Source organism: Pseudomonas sp. IPO3747 (genome assembly GCF_013385245.1).
Taxonomy (GTDB): Bacteria; Pseudomonadota; Gammaproteobacteria; order Pseudomonadales; family Pseudomonadaceae; genus Aquipseudomonas; species Aquipseudomonas edaphica.
On the sequence record NZ_JACAQL010000004.1, the window covers coordinates 123,924 to 144,023 of the forward strand.

At 59.9% G+C, this 20,100-nt stretch carries 17 protein-coding genes; 1 reads left to right on the forward strand and 16 read right to left on the reverse strand.

Annotated features, from left to right (window positions below; all coding sequences use genetic code 11):
* Positions 1-2: 2 nt before the first annotated feature.
* From HX790_RS07550 to HX790_RS07625, 16 genes are all read right to left on the reverse strand, one after another.
* Positions 3-1,214: a PAS domain-containing sensor histidine kinase gene (locus HX790_RS07550; protein ID WP_176991503.1), complete on the reverse strand. Its 1,212-nt coding sequence runs from the start codon at positions 1,212-1,214 to the stop codon at positions 3-5.
* Positions 1,215-1,324: 110 nt separating this feature from the next.
* Positions 1,325-2,800: a sigma-54 dependent transcriptional regulator gene (locus HX790_RS07555; RefSeq protein ID WP_017134934.1), complete on the reverse strand. Its 1,476-nt coding sequence runs from the start codon at positions 2,798-2,800 to the stop codon at positions 1,325-1,327.
* Positions 2,801-2,969: 169 nt separating this feature from the next.
* Positions 2,970-3,266, reverse strand: a complete 297-nt coding sequence (fliT, locus tag HX790_RS07560) for a flagellar protein FliT (RefSeq protein WP_017134933.1) — start codon at positions 3,264-3,266, stop codon at positions 2,970-2,972.
* A 23-nt stretch (positions 3,267-3,289) separates the two neighbouring features.
* Complete coding sequence (fliS, locus tag HX790_RS07565) at positions 3,290-3,679, reverse strand: flagellar export chaperone FliS (RefSeq protein WP_017134932.1); 390 nt, start codon at positions 3,677-3,679, stop codon at positions 3,290-3,292.
* A gap of 138 nt (positions 3,680-3,817) precedes the next feature.
* A complete protein-coding gene (fliD, locus tag HX790_RS07570; RefSeq protein WP_099548872.1) occupies positions 3,818-5,218 on the reverse strand; it encodes a flagellar filament capping protein FliD in 1,401 nt (466 codons plus the stop codon).
* Positions 5,219-5,297: 79 nt separating this feature from the next.
* Positions 5,298-5,657, reverse strand: coding sequence for a flagellar protein FlaG (locus tag HX790_RS07575; protein ID WP_017134930.1), 360 nt, complete (start codon positions 5,655-5,657; stop codon positions 5,298-5,300).
* A 75-nt stretch (positions 5,658-5,732) separates the two neighbouring features.
* Positions 5,733-7,178 (reverse strand): flagellin, encoded by a 1,446-nt coding sequence (locus HX790_RS07580; RefSeq protein WP_017134929.1) that lies wholly within the window; start codon positions 7,176-7,178, stop codon positions 5,733-5,735.
* Between the two features lie 308 nt (positions 7,179-7,486).
* Entirely contained in the window at positions 7,487-8,416 is a 930-nt protein-coding gene (locus tag HX790_RS07585; RefSeq protein ID WP_017134928.1) for a ketoacyl-ACP synthase III, read from the reverse strand.
* 277 nt (positions 8,417-8,693) lie between these two features.
* Positions 8,694-10,277: a flagellar hook-associated protein 3 gene (locus HX790_RS07590; protein ID WP_017134927.1), complete on the reverse strand. Its 1,584-nt coding sequence runs from the start codon at positions 10,275-10,277 to the stop codon at positions 8,694-8,696.
* Positions 10,278-10,291: 14 nt separating this feature from the next.
* Positions 10,292-12,328 (reverse strand): flagellar hook-associated protein FlgK, encoded by a 2,037-nt coding sequence (gene flgK, locus HX790_RS07595; protein ID WP_017134926.1) that lies wholly within the window; start codon positions 12,326-12,328, stop codon positions 10,292-10,294.
* A 10-nt stretch (positions 12,329-12,338) separates the two neighbouring features.
* Positions 12,339-13,610 (reverse strand): flagellar assembly peptidoglycan hydrolase FlgJ, encoded by a 1,272-nt coding sequence (flgJ, locus tag HX790_RS07600; RefSeq protein ID WP_032865398.1) that lies wholly within the window; start codon positions 13,608-13,610, stop codon positions 12,339-12,341.
* Positions 13,611-13,614: 4 nt separating this feature from the next.
* Positions 13,615-14,703 carry a flagellar basal body P-ring protein FlgI gene (locus HX790_RS07605; protein ID WP_225933067.1) on the reverse strand — a complete coding sequence of 363 codons (1,089 nt, stop codon included), beginning with the start codon at positions 14,701-14,703 and terminating at the stop codon, positions 13,615-13,617.
* 27 nt (positions 14,704-14,730) lie between these two features.
* Positions 14,731-15,426 carry a flagellar basal body L-ring protein FlgH gene (gene flgH / locus HX790_RS07610; RefSeq protein ID WP_017134923.1) on the reverse strand — a complete coding sequence of 232 codons (696 nt, stop codon included), beginning with the start codon at positions 15,424-15,426 and terminating at the stop codon, positions 14,731-14,733.
* Positions 15,427-15,479: 53 nt separating this feature from the next.
* Positions 15,480-16,265 carry a flagellar basal-body rod protein FlgG gene (gene flgG / locus HX790_RS07615; RefSeq protein WP_056859743.1) on the reverse strand — a complete coding sequence of 262 codons (786 nt, stop codon included), beginning with the start codon at positions 16,263-16,265 and terminating at the stop codon, positions 15,480-15,482.
* 67 nt (positions 16,266-16,332) lie between these two features.
* On the reverse strand, positions 16,333-17,073 hold the full coding sequence (locus HX790_RS07620; RefSeq protein WP_017134921.1) for a flagellar basal body rod protein FlgF: 741 nt from the start codon (positions 17,071-17,073) through the stop codon (positions 16,333-16,335).
* Positions 17,074-17,379: 306 nt separating this feature from the next.
* Positions 17,380-18,945: a sigma-54-dependent transcriptional regulator gene (locus HX790_RS07625; protein WP_176991396.1), complete on the reverse strand. Its 1,566-nt coding sequence runs from the start codon at positions 18,943-18,945 to the stop codon at positions 17,380-17,382.
* Between the two features lie 257 nt (positions 18,946-19,202).
* Here HX790_RS07625 and phhA point away from each other — a divergent pair, with 257 nt between their 5' ends.
* Positions 19,203-20,009, forward strand: a complete 807-nt coding sequence (gene phhA / locus HX790_RS07630; RefSeq protein ID WP_017134919.1) for a phenylalanine 4-monooxygenase — start codon at positions 19,203-19,205, stop codon at positions 20,007-20,009.
* The last annotated feature ends 91 nt before the right edge of the window (positions 20,010-20,100 follow it).

Sequence of the window (20,100 nt, forward strand, 5' to 3'; positions counted from 1 at the left end):
TTTTACTCCGCGCTTACCGTGCTGGAAAACAGCGGCAAGGTCATCAATGCACAGGTGCCACGCCCCAACCGGGAGTGCAGCTGCAATTCTCCCTGATGCGCGCGTGCCACGGCCTTGACCACGGTCAGGCCGAGGCCGGTGCCGTTGGTCTTGGTGGTAAAAAACGGTTCGCCCAGGCGTTGCAGCACACGCGGCTCAATGCCGCTGCCGCTGTCGCTGATACACAGGCGCAGGGTTTGCTCGCGGGTGTACAGGTGCACCTTGAGCCGCGCCCCGGGCAGGCTTGCCTGGGTGGCGTTTTCGATCAGGTTGAGCAAAGCGCCGACCAGGGTGTCGCGGTTGCACAGCAACTCGCCCTGGTGGCTGTCGCACTGCCAACGCACCTGGGCGTCCTGGATATGGGTGGCCGCCGCCGCTTGCAGCGACTGCATCAACATAGCGGGCGTAACGCGGTCGGTCAGCGGCAATTCGCCGCGGGCAAACACCAGCATGTCGCGCACCTGGTGCTCCAACTCGTGCAGACGCTCTTTGAGGCGGCCAGCAAAACGTTGGTGGGTGGCGGCCGGCAATTGCTCATCAGTCAAATGACTGGCGTAGATCAGCGCCGCCGACAACGGCGTGCGGATCTGATGCGCCAAAGAAGCAACCATCCGCCCCAACGATGACAAGCGCTCATGACGCGCCAGCTGGTCTTGCAGGTGACGGGTTTCCGTCAGGTCGTTGAGCAGCACCAGTTGGCCGGGCTCGGCGTCCAGGGAACGGGTGGCGATGGACAAACGCCGGCCGTCCTTGAGGGAGATTTCGTGGCCGTCGTCTTCACGGGGGGCGAAGCAACGGGCGATGACTTCGCGCCACAACTCGCCTTCCAGCGGCAGGCCGAGCATGTCGACGGCAGCCGGGTTGGCTTCACGCACGCGGCCCTGATCATCAATGACGATCACGCCACCGGGCAGCAGCGACAGCAGGTTTTGCAGACGGTTGGCCAGCCGCTCTTTCTCGGCCAGCTCTTGCATGCGCTGGGCACTGACCACCGCCAGCTCGCCTTTAAGCTCGGAAACCCGCGCCTCCAGCAAGCTGTAAGAGTCAGTCAGTTGGCTCGACATCTGGCTGAACTGCGAGAACGCCTGCTCAAGACCCTGCCGGGTAAGCGGCTCTGCAGACGGAACGAGCCCCGGGATAGCAGGGGCTGTAGAAAGTTGGGCGGCGTGGGGCATCATGCTCTCTCGCTTGGCTGACCGTCAGTTAAACGGAACGTTGCGAGGGCTATAGCAATACCCGTGCCGAAAAAAAACTACTGATATTTCAGTAGCTTAAAAAACAGGCGTCAATCATCCGCCTGTTCATCCCCTTCCCGGCGGCTCATACCGTACTTGCGCATCTTCTCCACCAGGGTGGTTCGACGGATACGCAAGCGCTCGGCGGCGCGGGCGACAATGCCGTTGGCATCGTCGAGCGCCTGCTGGATCAGGCCTTGTTCGAGGCTACCGAGGTAGTCCTTCAAGTCCAGGCCTTCGGGCGGCAGCATGGCGGTGGAGCCGAAGTCCGGCGTGTGGCCGTTGATGGCTACGCGTTCTTCCAGGTCGGTGCGCAGGCTGTCGACCAGTTGTTCGTCTTCGTCGTCGACGTAGCGAAATTTCTTCGGCAACTCGACCACGCCGATCACACCGTAGGGGTGCATGATCGCCATGCGCTCCACCAGGTTGGCCAACTCACGCACGTTGCCCGGCCAGCCGTGGCGGCACAGGGACATGATCGCCGCGGAGTTGAAGCGAATCGAACCGCGCTTTTCGTGCTCCATGCGCGAGATCAACTCGTTCATCAGCAACGGGATGTCTTCCACGCGTTCGCGCAGCGGGGCCATCTCGATGGGGAATACGTTGAGGCGGTAGTACAGGTCTTCGCGGAAGCTGCCGACCTCGATCATGCTTTCGAGGTTCTTGTGGGTGGCCGCGATGATGCGCACGTCGACGCTTTGGGTCTTGTTGCTACCCACGCGCTCGAAGGTGCGCTCCTGCAACACGCGCAACAGCTTGACCTGCATCGGCAGCGGCATGTCGCCGATTTCGTCGAGGAACAAGGTGCCGCCGTTGGCTAGCTCAAAACGCCCGGCACGGCTGGTGATCGCCCCGGTAAAGGCGCCCTTCTCGTGGCCGAACAGTTCGCTTTCGAGCAGCTCTGCCGGGATCGCCCCGCAGTTGACCGGCACGAAAGGCCCGTCGCGGCGCTTGGAGTGGTAGTGCAGGTTGCGGGCGACCACTTCCTTGCCGGTGCCGGATTCGCCAAGGATCAGCACGCTGGCGTCGGTGTCGGCGACTTGCTGCATCATCTGGCGCACGTGCTGGATCGCACGGCTGGTGCCGACGAGGCTGCGGAACAGGTTGGGTTCACGGTGACGGCCGCGCTCGCGGGCCTGGTCGTACATCTCGCGATAGACCTGGGCACGGTGCAGCGAATCGAGCAATTTGCTGTAGCTGGGCGGCATTTCCAGGGTTGAAAGCACGCGGCGGCGCTGGTCTTCCGGCAGGTCCACGGAAGAAATATCGCCCATCAGCAACACCGGAAGGAACTCATCCCAGGTCGACAGTGTCTTTAACAGGCCCAAAATGGCGCCAGGAGCATTTACCGTCCCGATCAGCACACAGATAACTTCACGGCTCGACGACAAAGAGCTGACCGCCTGCTGCCAGTCATGGCTGCCGCAGGGTAAATTTTCTTCACCGAGAAAATTTAAAATCACCGCTAAATCGCGGCGGCGGACGCTATCGTCATCAATCAGCAGAATTTTGGTTTCACGCCACATGCAATAGCAACTTCCCTAGTAAAACTTCCTGCCCCAGAGTGAGGGCAATCGAGACGCCTGTAGGACTTCATACCTTACTGACGCCTGAAATCTGAAAACAGCACTAGTTAAGTCAAAAATACGAGCACAGTCAAATATATGACGCGCTGTTCGGATTAACTGAGCCAGTTCAGCCGAACAGATGGTAAACCTTTGACGCACTTTGCGCGCGGTTGATCTGCGACATCTCTTCGAAAATCGCCTGGCGCTCGCCGGTCGTGACCTCCAGCAACTGCTGATACACCGCCAGCAAACTCTCCAGCTTCTCCCGCAGCGCATCCTCGTCCACCGGCGCGTTATTGAGCGCCTCGTCGATGACCGCGCGGCACCCCATGTCCAGTTCGCCGATGGCGTCCCAGTTACGTTGCGCCAATGCGTCGACCAAGGCTTCGCGGGTCTCGTCAATCCGTTGCAGGGCGTGGCTCATGACATCATCCTCAGGCCAAAGGCCTACAGTGTTGCAATACCGTCCCAGCCTTCCTTGAGCGTAATCATCAAGCCGGCCACTTCGTCAATCATGCTGACATCGCTCTTGCTGTTGGCTTCAAGCAAACGCGTGGTCATGTAGGCATACAGATTATCAAGTTGCTGCAACGCGGCCGGATCATCGGTTTTTTCCGGGTTCAGGCCATCACGCAGGCCGATCAGGATGTCGATCGCCTTGCCCAGCAGCAAACCCTTCTGCGCGATATCACCACGAGCCATGGCGCCCTTGGCCTGAGCCATACGGTCCAGCGCGCCTTCCATCAGCATCTGCACCAGACGGTGTGGGCTGGCTTCGGAGACCTGGGCATGGGAATTGACCTTCTGGTATTGGCGAAGGGCTCTCATGGGATTCATGTTTCTACCTCGTGACAGGCAACAGCTAAATTAGGATGGGCTCTGACTAATATGTCGACGGGATGACAAAAAACTTTAATCCGGCGATCTGCTCAAGGCCGTGCCCGGTGCAGGAGCACCGGGCGGCGCCAGCCGGAATCAACTGTCCGAATTCGACTTGTTCAGCGCGTTGAGCGTGGTCATGACACTGGAGCGCTGGCTGGTGAGCTGGGCGACCAGGTTGTTCATGGTGGTGTACTTGGCGGTCAGGCTGGTCTTGAGGGCAGCCATACGCGCGGTCAGGGTGTCCTGCTGGTTTTGCAGGTCCTTGAGGTTGTTCGACAGCGTGGTCGAACGGGTAGCCAGTACACCGGTGTTGCTCAGGGCAAAGCTGTCGGTCGCGGTTTTCATGCGGGCGAGCAGGCCTTTGTCACCGTTGAAGATACCGCCGATGTCGGTGGGGTTAGTGGCGATGGCAGCGCTGAAGATTTTATCGTCAATGCTCAGCTTGCCGGTGGTCTGATCGGTGTTCACACCAAATTGAGCCAGGGACTTCAACGTGCCCGAGCCACCCAACGCGTTCAGCTCGCTACGCAGCGCCTGCTGCAGGGAGCGCATGGTGGCATCGCCGGTCAGCGCAGAAGGCGTGGTCGAGCCGTCGGCATTGGTGGTGACTTTGGTTTCGGTACCGATAGCGGTCATCAAGGCGTTGTAGGTGTCGACAAAGCCTTTAACCGAGCTTTTAAGGGTGTCGTTGCTGCGAGTGACCGTAATGGTCGAGGCGATACGCTTGGACGGGTCGGTGACACCAGTTGGCAACGGCGACACAGCCGTCAGCTTGATGCTCACACCACTGATTGCTTCAGTCAGGGTATTGCTCTTGGACTCTTGTGAAGTACCGTCAATGGTGTACTTCGCGTTTTGCGGTGGGTCACCCACCACCGCGGCCCCAGCTTGCAGGCCAGAGTTACCGCCCAAGGTAATGTCGGTACCAGCGCCGGTATTGGTCGAGGTCACGACCAGACGTGAACCGGTGGAGTCAGTCAGGATGTTGGCACTCAGACCCGCGCTGCTGTACTGCGCGTTGATCGAGTCACGCACCTGCTGCAAGGTTGCGCCCGGTGGAACACTCACCCCGTAACTCTGACCAGACTGGGAAATTTCCAGGGTCGTAGCGGCAGTGCCGGCATTGACGACAGTCTTGGCCCCGCCTGGGTAATTTTGGGTAGCGATCTTCGAGGCAGTCGCCAACTGGTTGACCACCAGCTGATAACTGCCGGCCGAAGCACCAGCGCCCAAAGTGACCGTGGACACGTTGGCATCCGAGGTGGTCGCCGTCAGGCCACCAATACTGGCGTCCTTGGCCATGTTGTCCATGGCGCCACGAAACGCATCCAATGCCGCTTGAATCTTGCCGATCGAGGACAGTTGGGCGGTCTGCGTCTGCGTCTGTTTGTTGATCTGCGACTGCTTGGGCGCTTGTTCAGCGTTCACCAAGGCCGTAACGATCGACTCGGTATTAATCCCCGTAACCGGGCCGCTTACCGTGATATCACCCATGACACTTCTCCTGATCGGGGCTGGCGCTTTATTGACGGACGACGCCTCAAGCAGCTACAGCAACAAAATTCATGCCAGCTCAGACTTTCGCGTCAAACAACACGTTGCTGGCGTCGTGAAGGCTTTGTGCGAGTTTCAAAGCAGTTTCCGACGGGATCTGACGAATGACTTCGCCACTGTCGGTTGCAATCACCTTGACCACCACCTGATGGGTGGAGTCATCGATGGAAAATTCCAGGTTGCGCTGGGCAGCCTGAACGAAGTTGCGAATATCCGTAACGGCCTGTTCGAGGTCGGACGGTTTCGAGTCTTGCTGGGGTTGAACCGTGGCCAGCGCGGGGTCTACCTTGGTTTTCTGCAGGCCGTTGTTCACGGGGGCAGGCGCGCTCTGCGGCGCCACTGCCGGATAAGACAGGTTCAGCTTCACACTCATGTCCATGTCCAATCTCCTCATCACGCAAAAGACGAAAGGGCACGTAAACGCGCCCTTCCGTCATTCATCTGCCGATGGCTATTACTGAAGCAGCTTCAGTACAGCGGATGGCAGTTGGTTGGCCTGGGACAGGATCGCAGTGGAAGCCTGTTGCAGGGTTTGTTGCTTGGTCAGCTGAGCAGTTTCAGCAGCGTAGTCAACGTCCTGGATCTGACCGCGAGCGGCGCTGGAGTTGTCGGCAATGCTCTGCAGGTTGGCAACGGTGTTGTCGAAACGGTTCTGAACAGCACCCAGGCCGGCACGCTGGGAGTCAATGTCGGAGATCGCTTGAGTGATCACGTCGATCGAGTTCTGTGCGTTGGCAGCAGTGGTGATGTCAGTGTTGTTAACGGTGGTTTTGGTGGAGTTGGCAGCAGTACCAGCGGCTGCGAACAGACCGGTCACACCTGCACCACTCAGCGAGTAGCTGCTGGAGGAGTTCAGGGAAACAGCACCAGTAGCGATGATCGCGGTGTTAGCCAGAGCGACGGCAGTACCGGCGGTACCAGTACCGTCCAGGGTAGCAACCTTGACACCTGCGATAGCACCGGCGTCACCAGCGTTGAAGGTCAGGTTCTCACCGGTGTCGGACTTGACCGACAAGGCTTGGGTGGTCGAATCGTAGTTGACGCTGATGCCCAGCTTGGCAGCGTTGGACTTCAGTTGGTCAGCCAGGTCGGAAGTGCTGGTCACACCAGTGAACTGCACTGCAGTACCGCTGCCCACTTGCAGGGTGAAGTTGGCGCTGGCCGGAGTAGCAGCAGCAATGGCAGTGGCGTCAACGGTGAACTGTGCAGTGGTGCTGGCAGTAGCAGCCAGGCCGCCTACAGCGCCGTTCATCTGAGCAGCGATCTGCTTGGCGGAAGCGCCGGCAGCGATGGTCAGGGCCTTGGACTGGCCACCACCGGTAACGGTGATTGCGCCGCCGGCAACGCCTGTTGCACTTGGAGCAACGCCTTGGCTTTTCAGCTGCTGCGAACCAATGTTGTTGGCTGCAACGTTACCGATGCTCATGTCGATGGTCTGGTTGGCGTTGGCGCCGACCTGGAACGACGTAGTACCGAAAGAACCGTCCAGCAGGTTCTTGCCACCGAAGGTGGTGGTGGTAGCGATACGGGTCAATTCAGCAGTCAGGGCTGCGTATTGAGCCTGGTTCGACTTACGGTCTTCAGCGCTTGGCGAGCCGTTAGCGGATTGCAGTGCCAGGGTACGCATGCTTTGCAGGATGTTGGTGGACTGCTGCATTGCGCCTTCAGCGGTCTGAGCAATCGAGCTGCCGTCGTTGGCGTTTTTGATTGCAACGCCCAGGCCGTTGATCTGGCTGGTCAGACGGTTGGAGATTTGCAGGCCGGCCGCATCGTCTTTGGCGCTGTTGATACGCAGGCCGGAGGACAGACGCTGCATGGAGGTTTGCAGGGCGCCGGAAGCCTTGTTCAGGTTGTTCTGAACGGTCAACGAAGCAAGGTTGGTGTTTACTGTTAAAGCCATGACGAAATCCTCGTGGGTGGTGTACTGCGGCTTCCGGCCCTGGCAACCGCCGGGTGTGGCCTAGAGAACCTTCGTAATAGTTATCGTCGTGAAAGCAGGTTGCTTGAGGACTTTTTTGATTTTTTTTACTAGCACGGGGCCACCCTTTGTAATTCAAGGGCTTAAAGCGGCTGAAAAGTCCTGAATTCATGGGCCGCTGACATCTTGGGGCTGCTGCGCAGCCCAACGCGGGGCAAGCCCGCTCGCCACAATAAAAAACGCCCAGGCTTTTTGAGCCTGGGCGTTTTTGTGCGCAGCCTATTAGAGCGTTACGGGCGATAGAGAATCGCCGAGCCCCACGACAGGCCCACGCCGAAACCGCTGATGGCAACGCGCTTCCAGTCGGCGTCCATCATGTGCTTTTCCAGCAGCAACGGAATGCTCGACGACACGGTGTTGCCGGTCTCGACCATGTCCTTGATGAACTTCTCTACCGGGGCCTCTTCGAAACGCCGGGCAACCGCGTCGACAATCGCCGCACTGCCCTGGTGGATGCAGAATGCGTCGATTTCGTCAGCTTTGAGGTCCGACTCATTGAGCAGCTCGTGCAAATGTGCCGGCACCTTGAGCAAGGCAAAGTTGAACACCTGGCGGCCGTTCATGAAAAACACGCCATCACTTACCTTCAAATGCGGCGCGCCGGAACCGTCGGTGCCGAACTTGGACTTGCCCAGCAACCACGGCGCGTCTTCACCCATCCAGGTGGCGGTGGCGGCATCGCCGAACAGCATGGTGGTGTTGCGATCTTCCGGGTCGACGATCTTCGAATACGGGTCGGCGGTGATCAACAGGCCATTTTTCAGGCCGGTGGCTTCCATGAAGCCCTTCATCGCATAGATGCCGTAGACGTAGCCCGAGCAGCCCAGGGAAATATCAAACGCAGCCACGTGGGTGGGCAGGCCCAGCTTGTCCTGGACGATGGCGGCGGTGTGGGGCAAACCCTCTTCGTCGCCGTTTTGCGTCACAACGATTAGCGCGTCGATGGATTCGCGCTTCAAATCCGGGTTGGCCGCAAACAAGGCGTTGACTGCCTCGACACACAGATCAGAGGTTTCCTGCGCAGCATCCTTGCGCGGCAGGAACGCCGAACCGATCTTGCCGATGATGAAATCTTCATCCTTGGCGAATTTGGCGCCCTGGGCGTAGTTATCAACCCCGTCTGCCGGCACGTAACTGGCGATGCTTTTTATGCCAATCATTGTGGCTTCCCAATACTAAATAGCTGGATAACACCCCTCGGGCTTGGCCGGGAGCGCTGACAATAAAGGGGATAACCCCATGAAAATATCGCTGAAAGCCGCCGCGTAAAGACTCGCAAGCGACTTATCCTTTTCACACGATACAGTGAAGATGCCCTTTATGACTCACAGGTCACTCAATTTTGTGCGCTTTATGCAAAACCCGGCAACATTCACGGCACCAGAAACGACAACGGCCCACCCTGTTGCCAGGGTGGGCCGTGTGTAGGACTGCCGATTACATGCGGCTGAACAGGCTCAACTGGGAGATTTTCACAAAGGCCAGTTGCGAGGCTTGCAGCATGGTTTGCTGCAAGGTCAGGTCAATGGCGGCCTGCCCCATATCGACGTTGGCCAATGAGGACATGGTCGATGTGTTGGCCAGGCCCAGGCTGGTGTTTTCCTGGCCTTGGATATCCAGGGCATTCTGGCGCGCACCGATGGAGCCGCGCACCTGGTTGATCTGTGCGTCGGCATTCGACAGGTTGCCGATGGTGGTGTTAAGCACATCCTTGAGCTTGTTCATAGCCACCGGGTCGCCATCGGCCGGGGTCTCCAGCGCCTTGCGCAGCTGGCCCAAGGTATCCAGGGCGTTCATGTTCTTGTTGCTGGTGGCACTGAGCGAAAACTGATCACCGGCCCCCGGCGTACCGCTTACATCGAAAGTTACCCCGGCGGCGGTGATCGATGTCGCGCCGGTGGCCATGGTACCTGTGGCAATCGATTTGCTGTCGGCCGTATAGGGCTGGGCATAAACCTCGTAGGCATTGCCGCTGGTGAACTTGATCACCGCCCCCGAGTTGGGAAAGGTACTGGCGTAGGCCGCCTGATCCGTGACGCGGCCACCGGTCAGCTGCGCCGTGGACGGATTGCTCGCCGTACGCGAACTGCTGAAGGTGTCCGGCTTGCTTTCCAGCGTAAACGCCTTGCCCGCCACCAACGCATCAGACGGCGCACCCGTGGCAACATCCGGCCCCAGGTTCAGGCTGATATCGAACTTCACGCCGCGCAGGTTAACGCTGGAAGCGCCTTCCTTGGTGGCATCAAAGGTGCCGTTACCGGTGATCTCCGAGGTAACGTCATTGCCGTCCTTGTCGGTCACGCTGTACTGGGTGCTGCTGGCGAAGGTCAGCTTATACGGCTGGCCGTCGGCAAAACTCTTGGTGTACGCGGTGCCGGACGTGACCAGGCCTGCCGAGATCGCGACTTTGCCGTCATTCACAGCCGGTGGCAAAATCGAGGTCTGCGTGCGACCGGTATTGGAGGAGCTCTCCAGCAGGGTCTTGCCGGTATCACCCATGGCGACCGTCAGGTTGCTCGAGACCTGCAGGCTCAGCGGTGTTTCGTCGCCCTGATAAGTGTAGGTACCATCGTTATTGCGACTGTAGGGCGGCGTATCGGTCTTGGCCCCAGAGAACATGTAGTTGCCACTGGAATCCTTGGAGTTGAGCAGGCCCAACACATGGTCCTCAAGCGCACCGACCTGGGCGGCAATCGCCTTGCGATCATCATTGCTGAGCTTAAGGTTACCGGCCTGCAACGCCAGACCGCTGGCGGTTTGCATAGCCAGGCTGATGCTGGCAAGCACGCTTTCTTCATTATTCAGCGAGTTCTGCAAAGTCGTAATGTTGCCGTTGTACTGCCCCAGCATGTCTTTCTGCTGCTGCAACATCAGCAATTGGGCGGCAGCCACCGGGTCATCGGACGCGGTTTGCACACGCACACCGGAACTCGCCTGGTCCTGGGCCTTCACCACACCCGAATAGTTGTCCTGATACTTGCTGGAGCTGGTGTCGAAATACTGCTGTGTAGAGATACGCATCGTTCCAGACTCCTTTAAAGGGCGTTGATCAGTGTGCTGAAGGTTTCCTGCGCAGCCTTGATGATCTGCGACGACGCGGTGTAGTACTGCTGGAACTTGATCATGTCGCCCGCTTCCTCATCCAGGTTGACCTGGGACACCGAGTTGCTGGCCGCCTTGTTCGCCGCCAGCAAGGCGCCGGTGGCGGTGCTGTCGGTGTTGGCCTGGGCGGCCTTGGAGCCAACCTGGGACACCAGCCGGCTGTTGGCACTGACCAGGCTGACACCCGCATTCCCGTCCACCGCACCCACCGTGGCCTTGGTCTGCAACCCCAGCAGTTCCTGGGCGTTACGGCCATCGGAGGTGGCGCCGCTGTTGAACGAAAAGGTGGTGCTGTCGCCGTTGGCCGGCGAACCGGACACAGTGGTGTCAAAACTGAAGCTTTTGCCGGGGATCAACGCACCGCCGGCATCACGCATCGGCACGTTCACACTGATCTTGTTGCCCTGGCCCGGAATGATGGTGCCGGTGCCGATCGGGTTGCCCTGGGCATCACTGATCGCATAGGACTGGGTGCCGTCCGCCGCCGGCTTGCCGAACACCATTTTCACCGGCATCGAGTTTTCGATCCCGGTGCGCAATTGCGCAGTCGCGGCGCCGCCGTCGATATCGATCGGCACGGTCAAGGTCGGCTGGGTGAACGTACCGGTGCCGGTATTGGTCTTGCTGGCATTGCCGGCCAAGGGCGCGGCGAAGGCGAGTTTGTTCGGGTCTTTGAGGTCGACACTGATGCCGCTGGCGCCATTGGCCGTCGGGCTGACCTTGAAGCTGTCGCCGGCCGCCACCGGTCCCTTGCCGTTCAAGGCCAGGGTGAAGCCGTCAATCACCGGCGGTGGCGTGGTGGTGGTGTCGAACGAGCCCATGGCTTTGCCGTCGGAGCGCACCACGTTGTATTGATTGCCGCTGGTGAAGGTCACCTTGTAGTCGAAGGTCGACAGCTTGCTGCTGTCGGCAATCGTCACGTTCAGGTTGCCCGAGCCTGCACTGTTACCGGCGGCCGCCTGGCTGCGCTGGGAAATCGCCGCAGCGCTGTTGATGTCGCCAAACAGCGAGGAGCCGAAATCGCTGTTCAGGTCCAGGCCCTGGCCCAACTGGCTGTTAACGCTGTCGGCCGTGGCAATGGCGATGCGCCCCAGGTCGTTGATGGCGGGCATCAGCGCATCACTGCGATAACGCAACAGGCCGCCAATGCTGCCGCCACTGACCACATTGCCGATGTCCATCGGCGTGTCGCCCATGTTCAGCTGAATGGTGTACTGGCTGTTGTCGTTCTTGCTCGGCACCGCCGAAATGGTATTGGCAACGCTGCCTTCTACCAGCGATTGGCCGGTGCCGGTGGTGATGCTGAACTGGCCGTTCTTTTCGGTGGCCGTCACGCCGATCAGCTCATTGAGCGAACGCACCGCCTCATTGCGCGCATCCAGCAGGTTGGCCGGCGCACTGGTCGAAGAACCCTGGGCCGTGGCAATTTGGCTGTTGAGCGAGGCAATCGACGAAGTCAGTTTGTTGACCTGGTCACTCATGGTCTGCAACTGACCGTTGATGCTTTCTTTCTGCTGGGTCAACTGCGTGGAAATCGCGTTGAAGCGGTTGCTCAACGTTTGGGCGTTGGTGATCAGCAACTGCCGCGCGGACACGTCGCTGGGCGTGGCCGCGGCGTTCTGCAAAGAGGCAAAAAACGCGCTGAGCACGGCCGACATACCCGTGGACTTGTCCGACAGGGTCTTGTCGATGGCGGCGGCCTGGCCCGCGTAGGCGTTGGCATCGCTGTTAAGAGCGGTGCTGCTCTGGTAGGCAGCGCCCAAGAAGTCGTTATAAATGCGGCGCACATCCGCAAGCGTTGTACCACTGCCGATAAACACGCCGCCATACTGGTTGCTGGCGCTGGCATTCTGGGTGGTCTGCTGGCGCGAGTATCCCGGGGTATTGACGTTGGCAATGTTGTTACTCAAGACCGACAACGAGCCTTGAGCGGCATTGAGTCCTGACATCCCGATACTGAGCAAACTCATGGTTCAGACCTTATAAATGTGTGGTTGCGCCAGCGGCAGCGAAATTCTGGTAACTGTTCATCGTTTTGGCGATCTGCGAAATCTTGCTGGCGTAGTCCGGATCGGTTGCATATCCGGCTTTTTGCAACTCGCGTACAAACTGTTCCGGGTTGTCGGCTGATTTCACAACTTCTTTATAGCGATCATTGCTTTGCAGCAATGTCACGAGGTCGTGGAAGCTGTCCTGGTAGGAGTTGTAGGAGCGAAATTGCGCCGTTTCCTTGACCATCGACCCATCACGAAACTCGCTGGTGATTGCACGCGCCTGGCCGCCCTGCCAGCTCTGCCCGGCCTTGATGCCGAACAGGTTGTGGCTGCTGCTGCCGTCCTCGGCGCGCATCACCGATTTACCCCAGCCGGTTTCCAGCGCGGCCTGGGCCACCAGGTACTTGGGATCCACGCCGATGCGCGCGGCGGCCGCCTTGGCCATCGGCAGCATGGTGGCGACAAATTCATCCTGCGAGCTGAAGGCTTTTTTCGCCGGCGCCAGCGGTGGCTGGGCAATCGCTCGGCCATAGACCTGCATGCGCCCGCTCGGCACGGCAAAGTTCCGCGCGGTGCTGTTGACCACGTTATCGGTGGCGGCGCTGTTACGCAGTGGCGCACTCGCGGCCTGCGTGGCGGGCTGAGTGCTCGGCACGATACCGGCCAGCAGGCGATCGGTCAGCTTGCTCGGCAACGCCATGCGGCGCTGGTTCATCAGTTCCATGTCGTTGGTGTGCGCACTGGCGCCTTGCGGCTCTGCAACGCGGTAAGCCCACAACGGCCGCTGGCCATTGGAGCGCCCCAACGGGCCATTAGCCAGGGTGCCGGCGCCGATTTCAGTCGGCACATCAACCTTCTTGGCCTTGACCGGCTCGGCCGCCGCCGGGCCTTGCAAGGTCGAGGACTGCGCCTCGACCGGCTTGTTCTTCTGCATCTGGCGCATCAGCACATCAGCCAAACCGATACCGCCGCCTTCGCGGGACATCGAGACCGCCAACTGCTGGTCGTACATTTCCTGGTACTGCTTGGCAGCCGGGGTGTTCAGCGGGTTGTCCTTGCCCAGCGCCTCGGTGGCCGAACGCATGGACTTGAGCATCTCGCTCAGGAACAGCGACTCGAACTCCTGCGCCACTTTGCGCATGTTGCCTTCGCTGTTCTTGTCGGCGCCGACCTTGAGCTGGTTCAGCCGGTTGAGGTCGGAGTAAGACCCCGAATCCGCCGTGCTGGTGAACCCGCTTTTGTGCATATCCATGGCCATGGCCTTAGATCACGATCAGGTCGGCTTGCAAGGCGCCGGCCTGTTTCAAAGCTTCGAGAATCGCCATCAAGTCGCCGGGCGCTGCGCCCACCTGGTTCACCGCACGGACAATCTCATCCAGGGTGGTGCCGGGGCCGAATTTGAACATCGGCTTGGCTTCTTGCTGGGCATTGACCCGCGAGCGCGGTACCACTGCCGTCTGGCCATTGGACAGCGGCCCGGGCTGGCTGACGATCGGGTCTTCGGTGATGGTCACGGTCAGGCTGCCGTGGGTGACCGCCGCTGGCGACACCTTGACGTTCTGGCCGATCACGATGGTGCCGGTGCGCGAGTTGATGATGACTTTGGCCACTGCCTGGCCCGGGTCGACTTCAAGGTTTTCCAGGATCGACAGGTAGTCGACACGCTGGCTTGGGTCGAGCGGCGCCGTCACACGGATCGAGCCGCCGTCGATGGCTTGTGCTACGCCAGGGCCGAGCATGTCGTTGATCTTGTCGACCACACGCTTGGCGGTGGTGAAGTCCGAGCGGTTGAGGTTCAGGGTCAGGCTGTTGCCCTGGTTGAAACCGCTGGGCACGGTGCGCTCAACCGTGGCGCCACCGGGAATGCGGCCGGCCGATGGTACGTTCACAGTGATTTTCGAGCCGTCACGGCCCTCGGCGTCAAAACCGCCGACCACCAGGTTGCCCTGGGCAATGGCGTAGACGTTGCCGTCGATACCTTTGAGCGGCGTCATCAGCAAGGTGCCGCCACGCAGGCTTTTCGAGTTACCGATGGAGGACACGGTGATATCCACCACCTGGCCCGGCTTGGAGAACGCCGGCAAGTCGGCACTGATCGACACGGCCGCGACGTTCTTGAGCTGCACGTTGCCCGACCCAGGCGGCACCTTGATGCCGAACTGCGAGAGCATATTGTTGAAGGTCTGCAGGGTAAACGGCGTCTGGGTGGTCTGGTCACCTGTCCCGTTGAGCCCCACTACCAGGCCGTAGCCGATCAATTGGTTGGAGCGCACGCCGGAAATACTGGCGATGTCTTTCAACCGCTCGGCGTGTGCCCCTGCGCTCAAGGCCAGCAATAACGCGGCAGCCATCAGCTGTTTGAGGTTCAAAATGGCCACCTAGAAAGGGAACAGCGGGCTAAGGAAGAAACGGTCGAACCAGCCCGGCTGACTCGCATCAGCAAACGAACCCGTACCCGAGTAGGTAATGCGTGCATCGGCAATGCGCGTGGACGGCACGGTGTTGTCGGTGGAAATATCATCGGCACGCACCATGCCCGCGATACGCACCAGCTCGTCGCCGGTGTTGAGGGTCATCCACTTTTCACCGCGTACGGCGATGATGCCGTTGGGCAATACATCCGCCACCGTTACGGTGATCGAACCGGTCAGGCTGTTGCCCTGCCCCGCCGCGCTCTTGCCATTGGTGGCACGGTCGCCGCTGTAACCGGCGTTGAGGCTCAGGTCGCCATCGCCCAAAGGGTTATTGGTGGTCAGGCCGCCACCAAACAGCGAGGTCAGGCCGATGCCGGTCTTGCTGGTCTTGCCGATCTGCGAGTTGGCATTCTTGCTGGCCTGGGTCTTCTCGTTCAACGTGATAGTGATGATGTCACCCACACGGAAGGCCTTGCGGTCGCTGTACAGGTTCTGTTCGAAACCGGCCTGGTAAATCGAGCCATTGTTGGCCGCCGCCGGCAACGGCGTGCGCGGCAACACCGGCGCGTAGTACGGGTCATTGGGTTTTGGCGTCGGGGCGACACAGCCCGCGAGCACGGCGATCCCACTCAATGCCAGAACAGAAACATAGCGATTCATGACCCTTACCTCACGGTGTTGCAGGCGCCGCAAAAGGCGCCCCATAGACTTGATTACAGATTCTGCGTTACGAACGAAAGCATCTGGTCGGCGGTGGAAATCACCTTGGAGTTCATCTCGTAGGCGCGTTGGGTGGTGATCATGTTGACCATCTCCTCAACCGTGCTGACGTTGGAGGTTTCCAGGGTTTGCTGCAGGGTGGTACCGAAGCCGTTGAGACCTGGCGTGCCGATTTGCGGCGCGCCGCTGGAGGCGGTTTCCAGGAACAGGTTGTTACCCATGGCCTGCAGGCCGGCCGGGTTGATGAAGTCGGCGGTTTGCAGGTTGCCGATCACTTGCGACGCCGGGTTGCCGGCCACGGTGATGGACACGGTGCCGTCGGTGCCGACGGTAAAGGTCTTGGCATCGGCTGGAACCACCACAGCCGGCTCCAGCGCGAAGCCGTTGGCGGTGACGATCTGGCCATTGGAGTCCAGGTGAAAAGTACCGTCACGGGTGTAGGAAGTAGTGCCATCCGGCTGCAGGATCTGGAAGAAACCCCGGCCGTTGATGGCCATGTCCAGCGGCTGGTTGGTTTGCTGCAGGTTACCGGCGCTGAAGTTCTTCTGGGTGCCGACGATCTGCACACCGGTACCCAGTTGCAGGCCCGACGGCAGTTCGCTGTCCTGGGTCGACTGGGCGCCTGGCTGGCGCTTGATCTGATAAAGCAAGTCCTGGAACTCGGCGCGATCACGTTTGAACCCCGTGGTCGACACGTTCGCCAAGTTGTTGGAGATGGTGGTCAGGTTGGTGTCCTGCGCGGCCAAACCTGTTTTGGCAACCCATAGAGCCGGAAGCATAGTGTTCTCCTTCGTGCGCCTGTTTGTTGGCGCTGTGCTGCAAAATTAGTCTTCAGTAAACCGGCAATCAGCTCATCGACAGAACGCGGGTCATGGCCTGGTCGTCTTCTTTAGCGCTGTTCATCATCTTGATGTGCAGTTCGAACTGCTTGGAGAGCGACAGCACGGCGGTCATTTCTTCCACCGCATTGACGTTGCTCGCCTGCAGGAAACCCGAGGTCAGCCGCACGTTCGCGTCGGCCTGGGCCGGTTTGCCATCCTTGGTATGGATGGCGCCATCCAGGCCCTTGGTCATGTTCTTGAGGTCGGGCTGGACCAGCTTGATGCGGTCCACTTCAGCCATCACGCGTGGGCCTTCGCCCATGGCGCGGATGCTGATGGTGCCGTCGGCGCCCACTTCGATTTTCTGCTCGGGCGGCACGGCAATCGGGCCACCGTTGCCCATCACCGGCATGCCGTTGCCGGCACGCAACACGCCCAACGCATCCACATTCATGCTGGCGCTGCGCACGTAGGCTTCGCCGCCATCCGGGGTTTGCACGGCCATCCAGCCGTCACCGCTGACCGCCACATCGAGGTCGCGACCGGTTTCAATCATGGCGCCCTGGGAGAAGTCGGTGCCCGGCCGTTCGGTCATGGCGAATGCCCGCGCCGGAAAGCTGTCACCGAACACCGGCATCGAACGCGCCTGCTCCAGGTCCCGTTGGAAACCGTTGGTGGAAATGTTCGCCAGATTGTTGGCATGGGCCTTTTGCGCCAGTGCATTCTGGCTGGCGCCGGTCATTGCCACATAAAGGTACTTGTCCACGCTCTATCCTCTTTCTGACGGACGCTTGCCGCCCACCGTTGCTCTGATGAGGCTTAAGCAATTTGCGAACCAACTTTTGAAAATAGATTGAAGTCCATGTACGGCGGGGGTTTGCGGGCAGGCTTAGAGATTAGGTGGCAGGGATAGAGTCGAAAAAACGGCGGACTACTGCCGCCTGCGGCAAGCACCGGTCTTAAGGACGACAAAGATCAACTGTGGGAGCTGGCTTGCCTGCGATAGCGGTGTATCAGCGACACATGAGCCAACTGACCCACCGTCATCGCAGGCAAGCCAGCTCCCACAGGTTTAACCGCGTTCATTCTTCAGAATTTCGTAATCACGCAACTTATTCGCGATCGTGGTGTGCGACACGCCTAGGCGCTTACCCAACTGCCGACTGCTCGGGTGCTCGGCGTACAAAGCCTCCAGCACCGCCTTTTCAAACCGCCCAACGATGTTCTCCAACCCGCCTTCCAGGGAAAAATCCCCAAGGGGCTGGCGCACCCCATAATCCGGCAGGCGAATATGCTCAGCCTTGACCATGCCGCCGTCGCACAACGACACCGCCTGAAACAACACGTTTTCCAACTGCCGCACATTGCCCGGCCAATGGTAGTGACTGAGCCGGTCCATCGCCGCCGGCGCCAGCTTGGGCAGCGGGCAACCAATCTGTCGGCTGGCCTGGTCAAGAAAGTGCTCAACCAGCGGCGCCAGGCCATCCAGGCATTCACGCAGCGGCGGGATATGCAGCGACAGCACGTTGAGCCGGTGATACAGGTCCTGACGGAATTCGCCACGGGCGCAGAGTTCCGACAGGTCCACCTGGGTGGCACAGATCACCCGCACATCGAGGTACACCTCTTCATCACTGCCCACCCGGCGAAAGCAGCCGTCCTGCAAAAAGCGCAGCAATTTCACCTGCAAGCGTGCGCTCATTTCCCCCACGCCATCGAGAAACAACGTACCGCCCGCCGTCAGCTCCAGCAGGCCCAACTTGCCCTCGGCCCGCGCCCCTTCAAATGCGCCGGGGCCGTAGCCGAACAGCTCGGTCTCGGCCATCGACTCCGGCAGGCCCGCGCAATTGAGCGCCATCAAGGGCGATTGCCCGCGCGGACTGGCCAAGTGGCAAGCGCGTGCCAGCAACTCTTTGCCGGTGCCGGTTTCGCCTTCTATTAATAGCGGCGCATCCAGCGGCGCCATGCGCCGGGCTTCGCGCACCACCGCGGCCATGACCCTGGAGCTTTGGAAAATACTGTCGAAGCCGCGCAGCTCTTGCTTGCGCACATTGTAGATACGCTCGCCCACACGGTCGGCACGGTGCAGGGTCAGCACGGCACCGGCCATGGCCTGGCTGTCGTCGTGTTCGGAAGACTGCAGCGGCGCGATGTCCGCCAAAAACACGTCACCCTTGACCTTGACCCGCAAGCCGTTGATGCGCGATTTGCTCGCACGCACCAACTCCGGCAGGTCGAAATCCTCGGCATAACGCGACAGCGGAATGCCCGGCACCTCGTCCACCCGCACCCCGAGCAACTGCGCCGCCGCGCGGTTGGCGGCGACGATGGAGCCGCCCATATCAATCGACAACACCGGAAACTCCAGGGCGCCGAGCAGCGCATTGAGCTCCATATGCCGACGTTCGCTGGGCATCAGCCCTACCCTTTTAACGCCAAATACCCCGGCAATTGCTTCGAATTGCGGGCGCAGCGCCTGGAACTGCATGTTCACAAGGTTGGGGCAAAACAGGTAAATGGCGTTGCCATGTTCACCGCCTACCTCGCCTTTGGCGACGTTGACGCCGTATTCCACCAGCAGGTTGAGAATGTCCCGCAGGATGCCGATACGGTTCTGGCAGTGCACTTTAATACGCATGAAAAAGCCCAAATGGTGGGAAAGCGCCGGGTCTTTTTGCCGCTGGGCGCAGATAGTCGTCAAGATTATGTGACAGCTTGTGACCTTTTCCCAGCCCAAGACAACGAGAGGCCGGCATACCGTAACGAAAACTTTACGAATAACGGTAACTTTTCCTACGCGCAAGCACCGGAGCCCGATGGAATCCGTCGCCTTCCGCGTTATCAATAGGCTCATCGCAGGACATAACAAGAACGAATGCCTAGCAGGAGAGCCGTATGAAGCAGACGCACTACGTGGCCCGCGAGCCCGATGCGCAAGGTTTTATCCACTACCCGCCGGAAGAACACGCGGTGTGGAACACCCTGATCACGCGCCAGTTGAAAGTGATCGAGGGGCGCGCCTGCCAGGAATACCTGGACGGCATCGACAAGCTCGGCCTGCCCCTGGACCGCATCCCGCAACTGGGTGAGATCAACAAGGTGTTGGCCGAAACCACCGGCTGGCAAGTTGCCCGCGTCCCCGCACTGATCCCCTTCCAGACCTTCTTTGAATTGCTCGCCAGCAAGCAATTTCCGGTGGCGACCTTTATTCGCACCCGCGAAGAACTGGACTATCTGCAAGAGCCGGATATTTTCCACGAGATCTTTGGCCACTGCCCGCTGCTGACCAACCCATGGTTTGCCGAGTTCACCCACACTTACGGCAAGCTCGGCCTCGCGGCCACCAAAGAGCAACGCGTGTACCTGGCGCGCCTGTACTGGATGACCATCGAATTCGGTTTGGTGGACACGCCGCAAGGTCGACGCATCTACGGTGGCGGCATCTTGTCGTCGCCTAAAGAAAGCGTGTATTGCCTGTCGGATGAACCCGAACACCAGGCCTTCGACCCGCTGGAAGCAATGCGTACGCCGTATCGCATCGACATCCTGCAACCGCTGTACTTCGTACTGCCCGAGCTTAAGCGCCTGTTTGAAGTGGCGCAGGAAGACATCATGGGCATGGTCGAGCGCGGTATGCAGTTGGGTCTGCATGCGCCGCTCTTCACCCCAAAGGCAGTGCCGCCCAAACCCGAAGCTGCTTGAACCTTACATTTTGAGGCCAGGTGAATCTGTTCCCTGGCCGCGCGTTGCTTTAGGGTAACGCCCACTGATCTCAATCTTTCGAATTCAGGAC